This window comes from Brevibacillus sp. NRS-1366 (assembly GCF_050467985.1).
Window position 1 is genome coordinate 246226 of the sequence record NZ_JBITPN010000021.1, and the last position, 19579, is coordinate 265804.

Below are 19579 nucleotides of genomic sequence, written 5' to 3' on the forward strand. Positions count from 1 at the left end.
TTGTATGCGTTTAATTTATATCTATTCACCTAAAAACACGGGCTTTCGTTTTTCTTGGAATGCTTCCAATGCTTCTAAACGGTCTTTGGTTGGAATAATTACTTCATAGCACATCGTTTCCAGATCCAGTCCCGTTTGCAAGTCGACGCTAGAACCACGGTCGATCGCTGACTTTGCCTGATAAACAGCAAGCGGTGCATTGGCCAAAATCTCATTTGCCAGTCCCATTGCCAACGCTTCCAATATGACATTATCCTCTGCCACTCCATTAACGAAGCCAAGCTCCTGTGCGTCAGCAGCGGAAATCCGACGAGCTGTCAATATGAGCTCTTTTGCTTTGGACGGCCCAATTAAACGGGAAAGTCGCTGCGTACCGCCTGCACCCGGGATGATTCCAAGGCTTACTTCCGTCAATCCCATCTTGGCTTCTGCTACCGCATAACGGAAATCACAGGCTAGTGCGAGCTCGAAGCCCCCGCCAAAGGCAAACCCGTTGATCATGGCAATCGTCGGCTGTGGAAGTCTCTCCAATGCAGTAAATACGTCCCGAATTTTTCGCACATTACGGCGCACCTGTTGCTCTGTTAGCGTACGACGTTCTTTCAAGTCAGCACCGGCACAAAAAGCACGGCCCTCTGCCTTCACGATCAATACACGAATCTCTTTCGAATCGAGACGCACCTGCTCAATGAAGTCGCCCAATCGCTCCAATGTTTCGTAATTAAGGGCATTGAGCTCATCCGGACGGTTCAACGTGATTAACCCTATGTGTCCGTCTCGTTCAAATCGCACTGTATCCTGGTTCATCCTTGTCCTCCCCCGCACGTGCTTGGTTCCTTTTATTTTGTAGTTACCCGTGCATAGGTGCCGGTTGCAAATGCGACCAGTTTGCCATCACAGGTGACGCGTGCTTCCATGATAATCAGGCTTTTTCCCTGTTTTAAAACTTTAGACTCTGCTTCCAGCAGTTCACCGCGCGCTGGATACAGATATTGAATTTTACTTTCCACGGTGACACACTGCTGTACGCCGTCGACGTGAGGCGCCGCTCCATGTCCCATAACCACATCGGCCAACGTAGCAGTAACCCCTCCGTGCACGACGCCTTCTATACTATTGAAGAGATCAGGGCGGATTTTCAGTGCTGCTTTGCACCCCTGCTCATCTCGATGCACGATTTCTATGCCCAGGTAGTGGTTGAAACGATTTCGGTTTTCCCCTGTCATCTCTAGCGTCCCCTTTTCAACGTTTCGGCGTAAAACAGTGAAAGGAGCCAAAGCACCTGGCATCGGCTTCCTTTCTCCGTTTTCGTTTCGCATTTGTCTATTTTTCTTCGTCGACCTGGACAAAGTACTCGCTTTTTCGGTAAGCCAGTGCGTCCAATGTCGCTACCAGGCCATTTTCCGTTTCGACACGGATACGATACCAGGCGGTCCGGTTGTTTTTCTTCTCTTCTGTAGCGGTTGCGACCAACCGATTTCCTTTCATCGCCGCTGCCAGAAATCCAATGTTCATAGATAGCGCTACGGAAGTCTTCCCATAGGAATTACAGGCTGCTGCAAAAACAAAGTCTGCCAGAGAGAAAATGATCGCTCCATGAGCAGTGCCATGTGCATTCAGCATATGATCGGCAACCGTCACTTCTGCTGTGGCTGTTCCCTCTCCCAGCTCAATCAGCTTGATGCCCAGAAATTGTGCGAATTGATCTTGCTTCAGTTTTTGGCAAATTTCATCGTAGTGCTTGCGGTGAAGCTCGCTCTCGTCAATAAACTGCTTTGTGCTCACGTCTATACCACTTCAGCGAAATGCATGGACACAACTGGACCCGCAAATCCACGCAGATCTTTTCCCGCTGCGCGGCCTTCAGGAGATGACAACGCTTCCATCAAAGCTTCTTTAGATTCGAAGTACATTTCTGCCATCAGATGAAGGTCAGATTCACCCATCGGCGTTCCATACACTTTGCTGACTTCCATCTTGATCAAGCCAGGCATTTTTTCTGCCAATGGGCCATGCACTTCGAAATAATGCTTGTCAAAAGCTTCGATATCCTCAGGCTTGCGATAAATTGCCACCAATTTCACCATCATGATCCCTGCTTTCTTTGAAAAATAGTCAAAACATGTAACGAGTAAATAATATAACGTTATTTTAACGCATGTTGATATTTTTATTATATAAAGCCTTTGAAGCAGGTGCAAGTATTTTTCAAAAAGCAAGAAAACTCAGTCTGTTATATTCCTACTTATGCTAAAAAACCGCTGGCAGAATCAGCTGCAAAATAAAAAACAAAACCACTTTATCGTTGCTTGTAGTGGAGGCGAGGAAAGAGGAGAAAACACTCCAGCTTCTTGGGATCCCTGCGGGGAGTCTGTGCCCGGCTACAAGGAAAAAGCGAAACCGCGTCCAAAGTCGCCCATCCCGGAAGCTTCTCAGAGGTGGACGCTAAAGGCGTGTTTCACTTTTTCCTTTCCGCCTCGGTTGGGATCCCAAAGATCTTTCGTTTATTTCTCCTCTTTCCTCGTGAGCAGCTTTTGATGATGGATCGGATATTCGTAAGGCTTTTCAAGAGGTAAATCGTTTAGAAGTATTTTTTAAGGTCGAGGATTTTTTTGGTAACAATTTCTTTAAATAAGTAAATCTTGTCGTCATCTCGATTAACTAACTATTTTTTAAGCTCGACTGAAATCTTTCGCTCCCAGAGGAAACAGGAGAAATAAGCGAAGGTCTTTGGGGCTCCTACCGAGCTGGAGGGGTAAAAGGGAAACACGCTTTTAAGCGTCCACCTCTGCGACAACATCTTTGAGAGAACAACTTTGGACGTGGTTTCCCTTTTTCCACGGAAGCGGACAGTACTCCCCCAGAAAGAGACCCAAGAACCTTGAGCGTTTTCTCCTGTTTCCTCCTCTCCACTGCCGCACCAAATAGTCGCACAAAAAAAAGAGGACAGACGCAATGTCTGTCCCCTCTAAATCGCTTTGCTTCCTAGATCCACACCCAGTAAACGAATACGATTACCGCGAGCAGGATAACGAACAATCCTGCAAAAATGCTGATCCGTGCAAACTCATGACCTTTTTGATCCATGTGCATCCACACAAACAGTTGGAAGAACGCCTGGACAAAAGCCAAGATAACGATGAATGGTACGGTAAATCCAGTCGGAATCACCTCAAATGCTACTGCGATAAACGCCAGCGCGGTCAATACGAGAGATCCGATAAAAGCAACAACGTGTCTCTTAGGTCCATCGTGCTTCACTTTCGGCTTACGTACTTCTTCATTATGAGCATGTGCCCCCATAGATTTATCCCACCTTTCCACCGATCATACCCATGAGATATACCACGGTAAAGATGAATACCCATACGACGTCAATAAAGTGCCAGTACAGGCAGGCCAGGTAGAACTTCGGAGCCGTTACTACTGTCAGGCCTTTTTTCACTGCAGACAACTGCAAAATGGTGATCCAGATAATCCCGAACGCAACGTGGCCTCCGTGGAAGCCAACCAGCGTATAGAAGGCAGAACCGAATGCACTCGTCGAGACTTTATGTCCTTCGTGCACATAGTGTACGAACTCGTAAATCTCCAGGCCAAGGAATCCAAGACCGAGCAATACGGTGATCGTCAGCCATACCTGAATCATTTTCAGGTTTTTCTTGTGTAGAGCAAGTGTAGCCATAACGCTTGTCATCGAGCTGGTTAAGAGGATTAGCGTTGCAGCAGCAACCAGCGGCATATCAAACAACTGTTGGGACGTAGGTCCGCCGTTTACTTGATCGCGAAGTGCGATGAATGTGGCAAACAAGGAACCGAAAAGAACAGTCTCCCCACCAAGGAAGAGCCAGAAGCCAAGAACTTTATTCTTGCCTTCAAGGGTGGCTTTTTCCGGTTCGTCAGGCAATACTGCATTTGCATGATGTGTAGCCATTAAGCCTTTACCCCTTTCTCCTCGATTTCGTCCTCATGAATATGATAACCCGGATCGTCTTTTATAGAACGGGCAAACATGCTAGCGAATGTAACCAGCATCCCGATCGCTACGACCACGTAGTTGTGGTACATGAAACCGTAGCCGGCGATGAATAGACCCAAAGACATCAGGAACGGCAAGAACGATGGTGATGGCATGTGAATATCGCCAAGCGGTTCTGCAGGCGTCATGCCTTTGTTACCAGCCATTTTCTCAATCCACAAAGCATCCAGACCACGAACCAGCGGTGTTTGAGCAAAGTTGTACTCTGGTGGTGGCGAGGGAATCGACCATTCCAGTGTACGTCCATCCCATGGGTCAGCAGGAGCACGTTTGGAGCTCTTCGCTGCGACGACACAGTTCACTAAGAATAGGATGGTACCAATCGCCATTCCAAATGCACCGATCGTACTGATAAAGTTACCAACATCCAGATCTTGATCCTTCATGTAAGTGAAGACACGGCGCGGCATCCCCATCAGACCCAGGAAGTGCTGAGGGAAGAAGGTCAGGTGGAAACCGATAAAGAATGTCCAAAAATTCCATTGACCCAATTTTTCATTCAGCATTTTACCAAACATTTTCGGCCACCAGTAATACAGACCTGAGAAGAGACCGAAAACGAGTCCCCCTACAATTACGTAGTGGAAGTGAGCTACTACGAAGTAGCTGTCATGGTATTGGTAGTCAGCCGCTGGAATCGCGAGCATAACCCCTGTCATACCACCAATGGTAAAGGTAGGAATAAACCCTACTGCAAACAGGTTTGCTGTAGTGAAACGGATTTGACCGCCCCACATCGTCAACAGCCAGTTAAAGATTTTGATACCCGTAGGTACCGCAATCAACATCGTTGCAAGTCCGAACAGCGTGTTGGCGATGGCACCCAGACCTGTTGTGAACATGTGGTGAGCCCATACCATGAAGCCGAGGAAACCGATCAGCGCAGTAGCGAATACCATGGAGCTGTAACCGAACAGACGCTTTCTTGCAAACGTGGAAATAACTTCAGAAATAACACCGAATGCCGGGAGAATCAGAATGTATACTTCGGGGTGACCGAAGATCCAGAACAAGTGCTCCCAAATGACAACGTTACCACCCGCATCCGGGTTAAAGAAGTTACCACCGAACAAACGGTCAAACATCAAGAGAACCAAACCGACGGTGATCGCCGGGAATGCGAACAAGATCAAACCGGATGTAATGAATGCCGACCAAGTAAACATTGGCATGCGCATGAACGTCATACCTGGAGCACGCATGTTGATGATGGTAACCAGGAAGTTAATACCACCAATCAGCGTACCGATACCGGCAATTTGCAGACCCAGTACGTAAAAATCTACACCGTGGCCGCTATATTGATTCAAAGCCAAAGTCGTGTACGATGTCCAACCAGCATCAGGCGCTCCGCCCAAGAACCAGCTGGTATTCAGCAGCACCCCACCGAAGAAAAAGAGCCAGAATCCGAGTGAGTTAACAAACGGGAATGCTACGTCGCGTGCACCGATTTGTAGCGGAACAACAGCGTTCATCAAAGCAAAGATGACCGGCATCGCTGCCAAGAAAATCATTGTCGTACCGTGCATGGTGATCATTTCGTTGAACGTCTTGGCACCAATAACAGAAGACTCTGGGTACATCAATTGCAAACGAATCAGCATGGCTTCGAGGCCGCCAGCCAGGAAGAAAATTCCGCCGGCAATCAAGTACAGGATTGCAATCTTCTTGTGGTCCACTGTCGTGAGCCAATCCCACAGCCCTGAACGATTTGGTGCGTGAGAAGCATGTGCAGACACAGGTTTACCTCCTTTTAAGCGTCACTGCCTATGACGATTGTAAATCACTTACGTGTAGTTACTTCACGCTGAGAGTAGACATGTAGTCAACCAGCGCTTTCACTTGGTTATCATCGAGGTTCAAGTTAGGCATGTTGTTGCCTGGCTTCACCTTTTGAGGATCTTTCAGCCACTCTGCAATGCTTTCAGGTGTGTGTGCAAGAATACCCGCAACACGCTCACGATCTGCAAAGTTGGTTAGGTTTGGACCCATTTTGCCGCCTTTACCGGCAATCGCGTGACAACCCAGACAGCTCTTATTGAAGATTTCTTGTCCTTGTGCCGCACTTGCCGCAGTTGCTGCTACTGGCTCTGCGGACTGAACGCCCTTCATGCCATTTGCCCAACTGTCAAACGCAGCTTGTTCCATTACTTCTACCTTGAAGTCCATCAAGGCATGGGACGCTCCACAGAGCTCCGCACATTTTCCATAGAAAATGCCTGTTTTGTCTGCTTGCAGCCAAATTTTGTTTTCTTGACCTGGGTTGGTGTCGATTTTACCACCCAATGCAGGAATCCAGAATGCGTGCATAACGTCAGCAGAGGTCACGTTAAATTGAACCTTTTTACCGACTGGCAGAACAAGGTCTTGCGCTGTTGATACTCCAAGATCCGGATACTCAAATTCCCACCAGAACTGGTGAGCGGTAACCTTTACTTGAATTGCTTCCTCTTTCGGATACTCCTTGTGCAGAGCAAATCCAGTAGTAACAGTTGGAATTGCCATGATAATGAGGAGCAGGAAAGGAATGACGGTCCATAGAATTTCAAGTGCATGATTGCCTTCTACCTGTTTTGGAACGCCTTGCTGTCCTGGACGCTTACGGTAACGGATAAGGACGTACGTAAAGATCAGCATAACAACAATAAAGACGCCGATCATGATAGCGGAGGACAGCTTCATCAAGTCATACTGCATTGCTGCAACCGGACCCGAAGGCTTGAGCGCGGAGAGCTCATCTTTGCCACAACCGGTTAAGACTAGTGCCAGCAGACCAAACAGAGAAAGCTGACGCCAAAACTGTTGCCAACCCTTCATACCAGTGAACCCCTCTTTCTTCGTGTTGGTAACGTTCTAGCCACGCTTGCAACTAGAAGTCTTTCATTCTCTTTCCTATCGCCTAAGAATGGCTATCTTTTACTTTCCACACCTATAATACCCAATCAGGAAAAGTATTAGCAGACATTCCAAAAACGAATAGAATAGGAATAGGTATACACTTCTGCCCGTGCGTGGTAACCATATTAAGTATACATAAATTTTCCTTAATCTAAAGTCTATTTGTTATCATTTTGTTAACAAATTTATGAACAAATTTGTGAATTTTCCTGAGAAATACGACCAAAATAGGAATCATTAAGGAGAAAAACATGCAAAAAAGGCCTGTAGCACTGGTCACAGGAGCCTCCAGTGGCTTTGGGATGCTCACTTCGGTTGCTTTAGCCGAGGCAGGTTTCACGGTAATTGCATCCATGCGAGATCCAGACAAGCGTGAACCTCTTGACAAACTCGCCATGACTCGAAATGTTGCCCATCATATAGAAGTCATGCCTATGGATGTGACTTCTACCCAGCAAATTGAACAGACGGTATCGTCAGTCATCGCCAGGCATCACCAGATAGACCTTTTGGTTAACAACGCCGGATACGCCTGCGGAGGATTTGTGGAAGAGGTTACTTCTGAAGAGTGGCGCAACCAATTCGATGTCAATGTGTTTGGAGTCATTGATGTCACTCGTGCCGTCCTGCCCTATATGCGAGAGCGAAAAAGCGGTACGATTATCAACTTGAGCAGTATCAGCGGCCGCTTCGGCTTTCCGGGACTGGCTCCCTATGTTGCTTCCAAGCACGCGATAGAAGGCTTCAGCGAATCTCTTCGGCTGGAAATGCTCCCCTATCCTATTCACGTAGTTCTGATCGAGCCAGGCTCATACCGGACATCCATCTGGGAAAAAGGAATGAGACAAAAGACACCTTTCCCCCATTCACCGTACGCCAAGCAAACAAAACAGATGATTGCCCACGTCGAGACGATCATTCGGCAAGCACCCGAGCCAGACGAAGTCGTTGCAGTGATTGTGTCTGCTGCCATGGCGGCAAAACCCCGTTTACGTTATCCGGTTGGGCGTGGCATAGGATTGACCCTTGCCGCTAAAAGGTTTTTACCGTGGAAATGGATCGAGTTTATCGTCAAGAAAAAGGGTGCCCCTTAAGTAGTCCAAGCTACTTTCGGGACACCCTTTTGTCGCATAAAAGCAGTCCTATGCTTCTTCCGTTCGTCCTGTACGAATTAACCACGTATGCTGCAAATACTCACTCACGCCAAATATTATAGCGACAAACCCGGCACCCATCGCGCTCATTTGAGCGTTCGGCAAAAAGATGATGCTACCATATACAATGAGAAATCCAATAATGAAGTCGATGGCGGTTGTCATCCACAAGCTGCCCGGTACAAGAATCGCCCACTCTAGAAAAGTGCCGGCTAACGCTAGAACAAAGCCTACTCCGATCGACTGATAAAGGTTGGCAAAATTCACTTCTGGAAACAGTGCATCCGCTACTACGACCACCAACGGACTTACAAGCAGCTTTACCCATAGACCGTCCACGTTCCTCTGTCTCCTTTTTTAGGGGGTGTCTTCAGTATGCCCTTGTTTTTTCTCACAATCCGCTTGATTGCCTTGTTTTGCAGCCACCCTTTTTGATTAACAAAAAAACCACCCCTACGAGTGGTTTTTGTTAATCTATCCTTGCGCTGGTGCAGCTTGCGCACTCGCAGCCTTTTCTTCAAAGGCAGGGTCTAGCCATTCGACCTTATGATTGGCTTGAATCGAGTTGAGCCATTCGTTGTAGTTTTCTCCTCGATTCTGATCGACCAGAGCAGATTTGATCTGATCTTTTACCTTGTCAAATTCGGGAGCAGGCGAGCCCATATTCGCTTTATTTTCATCGTAGTATTTTTTAATCTCTTCATCTGTTACGGGGAAAGCCTTGTCCAACAATTTATCACGGGTCAAAAGAACACTTAGCTTTTCACGCAGCTTTTGTTCGTTCATCCCCATGTTTTTCAAATAGTCCTGGAAAGCTTCCTCGGACCCGATTTGTTTTTTAATGGAATCAATTTCTTTGTCCATTTCTTCTTGTGTGACTGTTATATTTTGCAGCTTGGCTTCCTGTTTAATTAATGATTGGGCAACCAGCTCTTGAATCATTTGTTTACCGTACACACTTTTCATTTCATCATATAACTGATATTGAGTAATCGAGGTATCGCCGGCTTTTACTAAAGCTGGGTCCTTGTCCTTCTCCCCTGCCTGGTAAAATCCCAAAACCGCTAACCCTGTCAATAGGATGGAGACCGAGAGTATAGAAACATCAAACTTCTTCACTAGGTTATCCTCTCTTTCTATGATCTGCCCCCCAAGTATAGACAGGAGTTACGGTAGAAAAATGGAATTTGCTTTACACATCTTTTCCACAATTACATTCCTTAGATGAAAAATCGAGCAAAAAAGAAGTAAGAACGGAGGCGATAACGGGTCCCACAACCGCCCATACTTGTAAAAACCGCTCTTGCTTCCTGCTTTTTCTCCTTCAAGCAACTGTGCGAAATTTTCTTTGTCCGATTTGTCGTTGTTCAATAGCTGCCTAATTATATCTTTCTCTTTATCTGTTTTCTCCGATTTCAACTCTAACTCTGTCTGCAGTTTGGCTAAAGCCTGTAATAGATCTACGCGTACTTCTTCCATACGTTCTAAACGGTGTTCTATCCGTTCCAACCACTTCGTAGCTGCAATCATTTGTCCCTCAAGCTGGTCTACCCGTTCCTCGAATTTGTCTAATCGTTGATAGATGCGCTGTACCTGTTTGTCAATGTCTGTCTGCTTGTTATTTTGCCCCGGCGTCATGGGATTCACCTCCTCCGTCCTTCTTACTTTCTTGTTTATGAAGGAGGGGAAATCATTGCTTGTACTCGTATCCCTCTTTGTCCAATTCCTCGCAAAAAAGGCTGACGATGCTCCCACTTCTTACTATAAATAAAGTACGTTCCGCAGGGGGGGTTCATTCCGCTTAAAAAATGGACAAATAGTACATGTCATCTGCTTATACGTTGTCTGCCAGTAAGACATACATTGGATTAGCAAGTTACGGGAGGTGACTCTTTCTTTCGTGTAAAACAAAACACGAACAAACCTTGAAACACCGTTCAAATCGATGTGGCATCTCGCTTACGTTTGAACCGTGCAAAAAAACAGAAAAAGGAAGGGATCTTTCGAATGGAAAAAACCAGTATGGATTCGTTTATCGGCAGATCAGTCCGTATTGACAGAGGCGGACCTGAGTCTAGAAGTGGTAAGCTGATAGACGTAAAAGATGATCATTTTGTCGTTTACATCGAAAACGAAGGAATGATCTACTACAAGAATGATCATGTCAAAAGTTTAACTCTGGATACTCGGGAAACAAGTGAATATTACGAAGATCCTGAGACTTCTCAACAACCTACTCTCCTCTACATTGATGCAGAAAACTTCACCTCTCTTCTCCAAAGCATGCAGTTTCAATCGGTTCAAATTAATCGTGGTGGTCCGGAAAAAATTGAAGGCGTGATGGTCGACGCCACAGATTCTGAAGTTACTATGATTGTAGGAAACGAGCTGATCAAGCTGCTCCCCTTCCATATTCGCAACATCAGCTACAGTGCAAAAAACAACAACGAACAAGACAACAACAACAACAGCAACAGCAACAATCAAAAAAACAGCAGAAACAACAGAAATTCGAGACGCTAAATACAGATATAAACAAATGTGAATTGTTCTATTTTCCTGTTGTCTCGAATGAAATACGGGCTCTGCCAGGACTTGGTAGGGCCAATTTTTCTAAAATACGGAAGGAGGACAGCCCTGTGATCCTTTCCCTTTTGATATGCATGATTAGTGGGGTACTGTTGTTTTTGTTAGTCAAGCCACCTTATTCGCTACCTCCCCTATTAGAAAACTTGCCATCTGCTGATCAACAGCCCGCATCGCAAAGCACACCAATACATGTATCCGATTTTAAAACCAATCAGCAAGCAGACCTGATTTTTCCTCATTATGACCTGATGAGAAACCCAGTAAAAAGTATGGTGAATACATTGGAGTAAGTAGCTCCAAGGCACGCTTTGGAAAAAGGGTGCCCTATTTTATTTCTCTATTGATAATGGGTACAATAGAAGGAATTGCTGCAATGCTAGAAAGGGGGATGAGATACCATGACAAGTCTATTAGAAGTACAAGGAGTAACAGGTGGATACAGTGCGAGCCATGCTGTGATCAAAGACGTTTCCTTCCGTATACAGGAAAAGGAAATTGTGGCGCTCATCGGTTTGAATGGAGCAGGCAAAAGTACAACCATCAAGCATATCCTCGGACTATTAGAGCCTGCCAAGGGCGCCATCAGCATAGCAGGAAAGACGTTCCAGTCGGATCCGGATACATATCGCTTTTCCTATGGCTACATACCTGAATCTCCTATTTATTATGAGGAACTGACCTTATGGGAGCATATCGAGCTCGCCGCGATGAGCCATGGATTGGAGAGAGAGGTGTTTGAGGAAAGAGCCGTTCCTCTATTAAAAGAGTTCCGAATGGAAAAAATGAAAGATAGATTCCCACAGCAATTTTCAAAAGGAATGAGACAAAAGCTGATGATCATGATGGCGCTGCTCGTGCAGCCGCGTCTCTACATCGTTGACGAGCCTATATTAGGGCTAGATCCTCTCGGAATTCGTTCGCTTTTGACATGGCTGAATCGTTGCAAGGAACAAGGCGCTGGAATCCTCATGTCCACGCACATTTTGGCAACCGCTGAAAAGTACTGCGACCGATTTATCATTATGCACAAAGGTGAAATCAGAGCACAAGGAACACTGGAAGAACTGCGCAGCTTCACTGGATTGACCCACCACTCTTTGGACGATATCTATTTACATATAGTAGAGGGTGATAGCGAGTGAACATAGATGTTGATGCGCTATTTCGCGAACGATTAAATCGATTTTCTGTAGAATTTGTCCGGTACTCACAGTACATAGCCAGTGGTGGCTTGCTCATTGTTATGATTGTTTTGATGGGGTTGCTCTCCCTCTATTATCGAAGCTTCGTCGAGATGATCCCTTCCTGGTTTCCGATCTCGTACGCCCTTGCTTTTGTGATTGCGCTCTTCGTCACCAAAAGCCCGCACCGTACGTTTTTACTTGAAGCGGACCTGCTCTTTTTAACCCCTGCGGAAACAAAGATGAGCAGCTACTTTCAAAAGACGAGGGCGTACAATTTTTGCATCCAGAGTATCGGATTATTCATTGTGCTGCTCCTTCTCTCGCCTCTCTATCAAGGGACGCTGGGTGTCCAGGGTGGACAGCTCTGGCTTTACTGGTGCGTCCCCTTTGTTCTAAAGGGCTGGAATCTATACAGCAGTTGGATTTTCTTGCGATTGCCTGATAAAAAAAGGGAGCAGCAGTATTCCCTTGCCCGCTTTTTATTTTCGTATTTTGTACTCGCTTGGGTACTCAGTGGGGGGCAACTCTTAACCTACCATCATGTGCCATACGCCGGCTTGATTGGTATCCTGCTCGTCATCTGGTTCCATTTCAGGCTGCAAACGATAAAGAGAAAGCATACCATCCAGTGGTACCGTCTCTTGGAAGTCGAGACGGGGTTACGCAGCAGATTTTACCGGATCGTGAACAATTTTAAAGATGTCCCTTCTCTGCAAAACGAGGTGAAGCCCCGTCAGTGGCTCATCCCCGTAACCAAAGCCGTCTCCTACCGACAGTCTCATGCGGCTCGGCAGCTTTTCTTGAAGACCTTTATTCGCTCAGGCGGCTATGCAGGTGTGTACATCAGGCTGATTGTTTTAGCATCCTTGCTGATCCTGCTATTGCCGAATCTGTACGCCAAGGCAATCGTCGCTACTCTATTTCTTTTCATGTCAGGCATTCAATTGAAGGGACTGTGGAGCCACCATCGAAAAAGCAACATGTATTCCCTTCTGCCGATTGACGAAAAGCAGCAGAAGCACGCTTTTTTTTGGTTACGCAGAGTCCTGTTAACCATTCAAGCAGCCGTGTGTGTATTGATCGGATTGTTCTCTACATGAAAAACAGCTCTTCCCTTAGCAATTTCTTTGGCTAAGCGACAGAGCTGTTTTTTTGTCGTACTATCCGAATGGCTACAAGCGGAACGTATCTACCTTATTTCGCAGCTCCTGAATGCTGTCGGTTACTTGTTCGGTTTCAGCCACAAAATGATCCACATTGCTGCTTACCTCATGAATGGTTGCGGAAACTTCCTCGGTAGCTGCTGCTGTCTGTTCGGATATCGCTGTGACCGTCAGTACCGACTCATTCACCTTTTGCTGGCCGTTTTTCATCGCTTCCACATTGGAGATGACGTTTGCCAGCGATGCTTTCAGGGTAGCAGTCATATCCGAAAGAGCCGTAATCCCTTGGGTAACGGAATCAAGCCGTTCTGTACCTGCATTGTAACGGTCGAGAGTTGCCGTTGTCTTTTCCGTAGCCTGCTTTACCTGATGCTGAATATCCTGGATGCTCTCTTGAATGACGAGGGTCGCTGCACCCGTCTGTTCTGCCAATTTTCGCACTTCATCTGCAACGACTGCAAAGCCTCTTCCTGCTTCTCCTGCGCGGGCACTTTCGATCGCGGCATTTAGCGCCAGCAGATTGGTTTGCCCGGCAATTTGCTGAATGGTTACGATGACGTCGTTGATGCGATCTGATTTTTCTTCCAATATTCTCATCGTTTGTTGAACGTCATGGAACTGCTTGTTCGTTTCTTTTCCATCCGCCAAAAATTCCTGCAGGACCTTGTAACTGCCTTGCCCAATTTCAGATACTTGATTGGAGATTCCGTCCATCTCGTCAATAGCACGATTCAACTCTGCGAGCTCGCTGAGGAACTCCTGTACCGTCTGCACAGTGGTTTCCATCGCGGTTGCCGTTTGCTCATTCCCCAGTGCGATCTCATGACTGGCGACTACGACATTTTTATTTTGCTCACGGACAGACGTGGCGCCTTCACGGATCGAGCCAGACATCTTGTCAATTCTCTCCGTCGTCTCTTTGACCCCGCCAATAATCTGACGTAATTGGGTCGTCATTTCGCCAAAAGCTACTACGATCCGGCCGATCTCATCATTTTTATTGGAAACGGCAATCTCTGATGACGTCAAGTCTCCCGAAGCGATACGGGTCGATGCCGTCTCCACGATGCTGAGTGGACGCAGCATTTTTCTGACAATGAAATACACAGCCAGCAAAGCAATTAACGTAACAGCGATCATGGCAGTAATAATACGCGGTATCGTACTGCTAAGCACTAAATCGCTGATCAAGCCCACCTTGTCTGCCGATGTATCAACACCTAGCACGCCTAGCACTTGGCCGGATTTGTCCTTGATTGGCACAAATGAGCTGAGGTAATCACCGTACAACGGATCTGAAACGATCGGTGTGCTGTTCGTTTCCCCCTTTAGGGCTGGAGAAATATCTGCAAATGTAGTCGTGGAAGTAGGCTGTCCAATCCAAGCTGCATCTTCTGCCCCTTTTTCCGTACCATCTACCAAGATTTTCACTTGCCCATTGTCTGCCTGCAGGGTGTAGACGTAGAGAGCACCCGTTTTTAGTGTATAATCGAGTAAATTATTCCGAATGGCCCAGTAGTCCTCTCCTTCCTGCGGCTGAGCCAGAAATCTCGCGTACGCCTCAGTGTCAATTCCAGCAGCAATCGTAAGTGCAGTACTGATACTGGAACGGGACAGCGTCTGCTCTACAGTGGTCGTGCTGTTTTGATTGATCATGAATATGTTAATTGCCATCATGAGTGCTACAATCACTGCCACAAGAACAGCAACCCGTGTCGCCAAACTTTTTCTCATCTGTCTCACTTCTCCTTCGCAGTTTACGATATGAATTCGCATAGATGGGACGGTCTCCTACACTCATATAAAAAGCACCCTATTACGGGTGCTTTTCTAATAATTGCTCCCATTTTGTCTTATCGACAATTTGGGGTCACTTTTTTACCATTTTTTCCTAGACTGGGCCACAAGCAAAAAACGATGGGTCGGGATATCCACATAAGAGGCCGATTCCAAATCATGATGCAGTTGAACCAAAGCATCAGCGTAACGCTCCACTGAAAAGTCTGGAATTTGCCATTCGATTGCCTTTAAATAGTAGACGATCGCCCCGACATCATAAAATCGTGTATAGACCTCTTCTTCCTTTCGATCCAAAATGATGAATCCGGCTTCTTCCAGTTGTTTGGCAGCATACGCCAGATTCCAATGAAGGTATTCTTGCGGGATCGGTGCCCCTAGTAGATGGTTCAGCTTCAGATTATCCCCCCCCGCCTACTTGTTGGGTAATAAACAATCCCTCTGGCTTAAGCAGGCGGTACAGTTCCGCTGGCGCGTAAGACTCATGCCGGTTGATGATCAGCTCCAATGATTGATCAGGGAGAGGCAGCACGTCTTCGCCATCCGCAGGAATCACCTTGACGCCTAGCGGTTCCAGCCTGGCCCGGGCGACATCGACATTGGGTGAGTAGCCTTCGGTGGCATAAGTCTGGTCAGGCAGAGGAGCAAGTCTGCTCAAAAGCTCTCCTCCTCCTGTCCCCATATCCAGCATCGAGTGAATTCCCTTCATTTTCTGCCGAACGACGCTCGGGTAATTCCAGCTCAAGGGGGCTTCCTGCATCCTTCCTGTTTCTGTTAAACGTGAAAAATTCCAGCCCTCAAAGGCAGCTTCTACCTCTTCCTGAAAAATGCGTATCCAGTTCTGTTGCGTCATCGTTTCATCTCCTCCCGTTTTCTCGCCTGTTCTTCCCGTCATCGATTCGGGGTGAGAGGAAAAGGTGGTGCACGGCAGCGCGGACAGCGTTGTTATGTTTCGACGTAGAGGTAATACATGCAGCTTCCTCCTGACCGATGATTATTCTCTCTCCAGTACACGAAACTGGGAACTGACCAGGCTTTGATAGGTACCTTTTTTCTCCATTAATTGCTGATGATTCCCTTGCTCAATCATATGGCCTTGATCAAGCACCACGATTTTGTCTACTTCGCGAATCGTGGACAAACGATGGGCAATAACAATCGCTGTCCTTCCTTGCAGCAAGCGATTCAATGCTTTCTGCACCTTTACTTCCGTCTCCGTATCAATGCTCGCCGTCGCTTCATCCAGAATCAGGATTCGCGGATTGGCCAGCAAAGCCCGGGCAAAGGAGAGCAATTGTCTTTCTCCCTGAGAAAGCACATTCCCACGTTCTTCCACCTCTGTATCATAACCGTTAGGCAGCCTGCAAATAAAGGAGTCCGCGCCAATTTCTTTGGCAGCCTGCCTGACTTCTTCGTCTGTTGCCCCCGGACGTCCAAAGCGTATGTTTTCCATAATCGTCCCCGAAAAAATAAACGTGTCTTGAAGCACAATGCTTACTTGAGAACGCAGCGTATCCAGCTTAATCTCTCTAAGATCAACGCCATCAATCGTTATAAAGCCACTGGCAGGGTCATAAAAGCGGCAAATCAGATTGACGATGGATGTCTTGCCCGAGCCCGTATGCCCGACAAAAGCAATCGTTTCTCCTGCACGGATTTTCAAGCTGATTCCATTCAGCACATCCCGCTTGCCATCATAGGAAAAGGTAACATCGGAAAGCTCGATCTCGCCTCGAATCACGCCCAGATCCACAGCCTCTTTTTTCTCTGGCACGGAAGGCTTCTCATCCAGAAATTCAAAGATTCTTTCCGAGGAAGCCATCGCCATGAGCAGCTGGTTGTACACTTGACCAAGGCGGGAAATCGGCTCCCAAAAGTTTCCGAGATAATAGGCAAACGCAACAAAAACCCCTACTGAGATATCATCGGCTTGGATTAACATAGCTCCCAGCCAAATCAGAATCGCCGTACCGATCGCACCGGCCATGTCTACTACTGGGCGAAAGGTTGCGCTTTGCTGTGTAGCTACACGCCAGGCTTCGTAGTTATCCTGATTCATCCGTTTAAAAAAGGAGATGTTCTCCTGCTCCTGCGTAAAGGATTGGGTCACGCGAATGCCTTGAATGCTCTCATTTAAGTGTGAATTAATGCTAGACTGCTTGAGCCGTACGTTTTGCCAGGAGAGTCGGATCTTCTTTCGCAGCTTGATGGAAATCAAAAACATCAGCGGAAGCACGATCATAATCCCGAGCGTCAGTGTTGGACTCAGCACAAACAGCATGACGACAATTCCTGCCAGGATGGCGATATCGATAAAGATGTTGACAACTCCGTTCGTAAATAAATCCTGCAAGGAATTAATGTCGTTCGTAATTCGCACGAGGATGGAGCCAGCCGAGCGCCCGTCGAAAAAACGATGGGAAAGTCGTTGAATATGGGTAAAAAGCTGCTGGCGCAAATCAAATATAATCGAATGTCCGAGTTGATTCGTCCAGCGGATGCGCATCGCATTTTCGAACCACCCGAGCAGATACAATCCCAAAATGACTCCTGTCAAAATCAACAAGTACGCGAGGTCCTTTTTTTGAATCGCTTCGTCAATCGCTATGCTGATCAGAAAAGGAACTCCGAGCCGAACGATCGTAACGACAATCAGCGAGAGAGCAGCAAAAGGGAGCCATTTGTTTACATACGGTTTCATATAGCCGAGCAAGCGCGCCATCTGGGACCAGTTGTACGGTTTGTCGATTACGTTGTCGATCGAGTACCGAAATCGTTCCTTTCTTTGCCTGCTTTTCATGCTCTGCTCCTCTCCCTTGCCTGCTCATGCATCACTGTCAGGTGATCCTGAAACTGAATCTGGTAAATGCGCCGATAGATTCCGTCCTGCTTTTCCACCAACTGATCATGCGTCCCTCTTTCCGCAACCATCCCCCGATCCAAAACGAGGATTTCATCCGCATGCTTCAAAGAAGAAATTCGATGCGCGATGATGAAGGTGGTACGCCCCACCATCACCTCTCGCAAAGCATGCTGGATCTGGAATTCGGTCTCCATATCAACAGCACTGGTAGCATCATCTAATATCAAAATGCTGGGCTTCGTTAAAAAAGCCCGAGCGATGGCTATCCGCTGTTTTTGGCCGCCTGACAGTCCGAGGCCCCGCTCTCCCAAAAGGGTATCGTATCCTTCCGGAAGCTCCTTGATGAAGTCATGTGCCCGTGCATATTTCGCTGCAGTCACCACTTCCTCCATCGTGGCATCTGGGCGTCCGTACGCAATATTGTCGTAAATCGAGCAAGAAAACAGGAAAGACTCCTGAAACACCACCCCGATATGCTTGCGCAGCTCTTGATGGGGATAGCTCGCGATCTCCTTTCCATCCATGAGAATCATGCCTTGGGTCGGGGCATAAAAGCGCGAAATCAACTGGGTGACGGTTGTTTTTCCTGAACCTGTCGCGCCAATCAGCCCGATGATCTTTCCGGGTGTCGCATTGAAGCTGATGGCACGAAGCGCGTTTTCATTTTCTTTGTTGTAGGAGAGGCTGACATCGACAAACTGCACGTGACCACGTAATTTTCCGTCATGTCCATCCTCCTGCTCCAATCCTTTTGGAACGTCATCGGCTTCATCCAGCACCTGCAACAAGCGTTCTCCTGCTGCTTTTGATTGCGAATACGAATTGAGAATAAAACCGAGCTGCATCAGTGGACCAATAATAAACCAAACCAAACTAAAAAAAGCGACCAGTTCCCCCAGCTTCATCTGATCATGAATTACTAGCCAGCCGCCATACGCCAGCAATGTGACCACACAAATATTGCCGATCAGCTCCATGACTGGAAAAAAGGCACCCCAAATTTTGGCTGTAGAAATGTGATTGTCCTTGTAGTTCTGATTTTTCTCCGTAAACTTGCCAATCTCAAAGTCTTCGCGGGAAAGAGCCTTGACGGTATTGATGCCGCTGATATTCTCCTGAACCTTGGTGGTTAAAGCCGAAAAAGCCTCTCTGATTTGCTTGAAGGCCACATGAACCTTTTTATCAAAGCGGTACGCTGTAATCGCAACAAATGGCATCGCGACCAATGTGACCAATGCAAGCGAAGGATGCAAGTACAGCATGATGGCAAATCCGAAGCCGATGAGCAGCAAAAAATTGAGAAATTGAGCCGAGCCGAACGACAGAAAAAACCGGAATACCTCTACGTCCCCAGCCAGCCGCGACATCAGATCGCCTGTTTTGGCGTTGTCGTAATAGCGAAAAGGCAAGTATTGCAGCTTTTTATACAACTCGTTGCGCAGCTCATATACGGTTGACACTCCAAACAGATCGCCAAAGTACTGGTGATAGTACACGGCGATCCCCTTTATCCCCATCAGCACAATAAACCCGATCGCCAAATAAGGAACCAGCTCATACTGCTCCCGTCCAAACACCTCGTCGATCGTATACTTCAATACGAGGGGATAGACGACGGTTACGCCCGTTACGACAAGCAACGAAAGTATTGAAATCAAAAAATACCGTCTATATGGCCAATAGTAGTCCTTCAACCGTTTAAACGTTTCCAAGAGCGTTAACCCCCTGCCTAGGATTGATCTTTTGATATATACGTGGATTCATAATGATTCAGCACAAAGCAAAGCGAAGCAAGTAGGGTATCCGACCTGAGACTGAGGTAAAATCCTGCCCTGGTACGTTTGGGCTTCAGTCGTTCCTCTATATGATAGAAACGAACTCATTAACAGGAG

The 19579-nt window shown here is 47.0% G+C and carries 18 protein-coding genes and 1 pseudogene; 4 read left to right on the forward strand and 15 right to left on the reverse strand.

All coding sequences use genetic code 11. The features are described 5' to 3' along the window. Positions 1 to 21: 21 nt before the first annotated feature. The 8 genes from ACIFQN_RS15385 to coxB all read right to left on the reverse strand — a co-directional run bounded on the left by ACIFQN_RS15385 (position 22) and on the right by coxB (position 6856). Positions 22 to 807: an enoyl-CoA hydratase-related protein gene (locus ACIFQN_RS15385; protein ID WP_429833914.1), complete on the reverse strand. Its 786-nt coding sequence runs from the start codon at positions 805 to 807 to the stop codon at positions 22 to 24. A 32-nt stretch (positions 808 to 839) separates the two neighbouring features. Then, positions 840 to 1226 carry a PaaI family thioesterase gene (locus ACIFQN_RS15390; protein ID WP_429834141.1) on the reverse strand — a complete coding sequence of 129 codons (387 nt, stop codon included), beginning with the start codon at positions 1224 to 1226 and terminating at the stop codon, positions 840 to 842. Between the two features lie 97 nt (positions 1227 to 1323). Next, positions 1324 to 1785, reverse strand: coding sequence for a PaaI family thioesterase (locus ACIFQN_RS15395; RefSeq protein WP_429833915.1), 462 nt, complete (start codon positions 1783 to 1785; stop codon positions 1324 to 1326). A gap of 2 nt (positions 1786 to 1787) precedes the next feature. Further along, complete coding sequence (locus ACIFQN_RS15400) at positions 1788 to 2087, reverse strand: EthD family reductase (RefSeq protein WP_429834142.1); 300 nt, start codon at positions 2085 to 2087, stop codon at positions 1788 to 1790. An 898-nt stretch (positions 2088 to 2985) separates the two neighbouring features. After that, positions 2986 to 3303, reverse strand: a complete 318-nt coding sequence (locus ACIFQN_RS15405; RefSeq protein WP_429833916.1) for a cytochrome C oxidase subunit IV family protein — start codon at positions 3301 to 3303, stop codon at positions 2986 to 2988. A 4-nt stretch (positions 3304 to 3307) separates the two neighbouring features. Next, entirely contained in the window at positions 3308 to 3934 is a 627-nt protein-coding gene (locus ACIFQN_RS15410; RefSeq protein WP_429833917.1) for a cytochrome (ubi)quinol oxidase subunit III, read from the reverse strand. Then, entirely contained in the window at positions 3934 to 5778 is a 1845-nt protein-coding gene (ctaD, locus tag ACIFQN_RS15415) for a cytochrome c oxidase subunit I (protein WP_429833918.1), read from the reverse strand. The genes ACIFQN_RS15410 and ctaD overlap by 1 nt, the downstream gene beginning before the upstream one ends. A 58-nt stretch (positions 5779 to 5836) precedes the next feature. Continuing rightward, complete coding sequence (gene coxB, locus ACIFQN_RS15420; RefSeq protein ID WP_429833919.1) at positions 5837 to 6856, reverse strand: cytochrome c oxidase subunit II; 1020 nt, start codon at positions 6854 to 6856, stop codon at positions 5837 to 5839. A gap of 332 nt (positions 6857 to 7188) precedes the next feature. Here coxB and ACIFQN_RS15425 point away from each other — a divergent pair, with 332 nt between their 5' ends. Continuing rightward, entirely contained in the window at positions 7189 to 8031 is an 843-nt protein-coding gene (locus tag ACIFQN_RS15425; RefSeq protein WP_429833920.1) for an oxidoreductase, read from the forward strand. Between the two features lie 48 nt (positions 8032 to 8079). Here the strand turns inward: ACIFQN_RS15425 and ACIFQN_RS15430 are convergent, their stop codons facing one another. From ACIFQN_RS15430 to ACIFQN_RS15440, 3 genes are all read right to left on the reverse strand, one after another. Then, positions 8080 to 8430: a DUF2512 family protein gene (locus tag ACIFQN_RS15430; protein WP_429833921.1), complete on the reverse strand. Its 351-nt coding sequence runs from the start codon at positions 8428 to 8430 to the stop codon at positions 8080 to 8082. A gap of 135 nt (positions 8431 to 8565) precedes the next feature. After that, a complete protein-coding gene (locus tag ACIFQN_RS15435) occupies positions 8566 to 9210 on the reverse strand; it encodes a SurA N-terminal domain-containing protein (RefSeq protein WP_429833922.1) in 645 nt (214 codons plus the stop codon). A 48-nt stretch (positions 9211 to 9258) separates the two neighbouring features. Beyond that, on the reverse strand, positions 9259 to 9729 hold the full coding sequence (locus ACIFQN_RS15440) for a hypothetical protein (RefSeq protein WP_429833923.1): 471 nt from the start codon (positions 9727 to 9729) through the stop codon (positions 9259 to 9261). A 369-nt stretch (positions 9730 to 10098) separates the two neighbouring features. Between ACIFQN_RS15440 and ACIFQN_RS15445 the strand changes: the two genes are divergently transcribed. The 3 genes from ACIFQN_RS15445 (at position 10099) to ACIFQN_RS15455 (ending at position 12964) form a co-directional block, all read left to right on the forward strand. Continuing rightward, a complete protein-coding gene (locus ACIFQN_RS15445) occupies positions 10099 to 10614 on the forward strand; it encodes a hypothetical protein (RefSeq protein WP_429833924.1) in 516 nt (171 codons plus the stop codon). Positions 10615 to 11078: 464 nt separating this feature from the next. Then, positions 11079 to 11822: an ABC transporter ATP-binding protein gene (locus ACIFQN_RS15450; RefSeq protein ID WP_429833925.1), complete on the forward strand. Its 744-nt coding sequence runs from the start codon at positions 11079 to 11081 to the stop codon at positions 11820 to 11822. Further along, complete coding sequence (locus tag ACIFQN_RS15455) at positions 11819 to 12964, forward strand: ABC transporter permease (protein ID WP_429833926.1); 1146 nt, start codon at positions 11819 to 11821, stop codon at positions 12962 to 12964. The genes ACIFQN_RS15450 and ACIFQN_RS15455 overlap by 4 nt, the downstream gene beginning before the upstream one ends. Before the next feature lie 72 nt (positions 12965 to 13036). Here the strand turns inward: ACIFQN_RS15455 and ACIFQN_RS15460 are convergent, their stop codons facing one another. The 4 genes and pseudogenes from ACIFQN_RS15460 to ACIFQN_RS15475 all read right to left on the reverse strand — a co-directional run bounded on the left by ACIFQN_RS15460 (position 13037) and on the right by ACIFQN_RS15475 (position 19399). Further along, the gene (locus ACIFQN_RS15460; RefSeq protein WP_429833927.1) at positions 13037 to 14761 is read right to left on the reverse strand and encodes a methyl-accepting chemotaxis protein; all 1725 of its coding nucleotides are present in this window, start codon (positions 14759 to 14761) and stop codon (positions 13037 to 13039) included. 144 nt (positions 14762 to 14905) lie between these two features. After that, positions 14906 to 15677: pseudogene (locus ACIFQN_RS15465) on the reverse strand (class I SAM-dependent methyltransferase). A 141-nt stretch (positions 15678 to 15818) separates the two neighbouring features. Beyond that, positions 15819 to 17624, reverse strand: a complete 1806-nt coding sequence (locus ACIFQN_RS15470; RefSeq protein WP_429833928.1) for an ABC transporter ATP-binding protein — start codon at positions 17622 to 17624, stop codon at positions 15819 to 15821. Next, positions 17621 to 19399, reverse strand: a complete 1779-nt coding sequence (locus tag ACIFQN_RS15475) for an ABC transporter ATP-binding protein (protein ID WP_429833929.1) — start codon at positions 19397 to 19399, stop codon at positions 17621 to 17623. Before ACIFQN_RS15475 ends, ACIFQN_RS15470 begins: the two co-directional genes overlap by 4 nt. Positions 19400 to 19579 lie beyond the last annotated feature (180 nt).

Coding starts and splice junctions, on each gene's coding strand:
- ACIFQN_RS15385 (WP_429833914.1), bottom strand. CDS start 807: ATGAACCAGGATACAGTGCGATTTGAACGAGACGGACACATAGGGTTA.
- ACIFQN_RS15390 (WP_429834141.1), bottom strand. CDS start 1,226: ATGACAGGGGAAAACCGAAATCGTTTCAACCACTACCTGGGCATAGAA.
- ACIFQN_RS15400 (WP_429834142.1), bottom strand. CDS start 2,087: ATGGTGAAATTGGTGGCAATTTATCGCAAGCCTGAGGATATCGAAGCT.
- ACIFQN_RS15405 (WP_429833916.1), bottom strand. CDS start 3,303: ATGGGGGCACATGCTCATAATGAAGAAGTACGTAAGCCGAAAGTGAAG.
- ACIFQN_RS15410 (WP_429833917.1), bottom strand. CDS start 3,934: ATGGCTACACATCATGCAAATGCAGTATTGCCTGACGAACCGGAAAAA.
- coxB (WP_429833919.1), bottom strand. CDS start 6,856: ATGAAGGGTTGGCAACAGTTTTGGCGTCAGCTTTCTCTGTTTGGTCTG.
- ACIFQN_RS15425 (WP_429833920.1), top strand. CDS start 7,189: ATGCAAAAAAGGCCTGTAGCACTGGTCACAGGAGCCTCCAGTGGCTTT.
- ACIFQN_RS15440 (WP_429833923.1), bottom strand. CDS start 9,729: ATGACGCCGGGGCAAAATAACAAGCAGACAGACATTGACAAACAGGTA.
- ACIFQN_RS15445 (WP_429833924.1), top strand. CDS start 10,099: ATGGAAAAAACCAGTATGGATTCGTTTATCGGCAGATCAGTCCGTATT.
- ACIFQN_RS15450 (WP_429833925.1), top strand. CDS start 11,079: ATGACAAGTCTATTAGAAGTACAAGGAGTAACAGGTGGATACAGTGCG.
- ACIFQN_RS15460 (WP_429833927.1), bottom strand. CDS start 14,761: ATGAGAAAAAGTTTGGCGACACGGGTTGCTGTTCTTGTGGCAGTGATT.
- ACIFQN_RS15470 (WP_429833928.1), bottom strand. CDS start 17,624: ATGAAAAGCAGGCAAAGAAAGGAACGATTTCGGTACTCGATCGACAAC.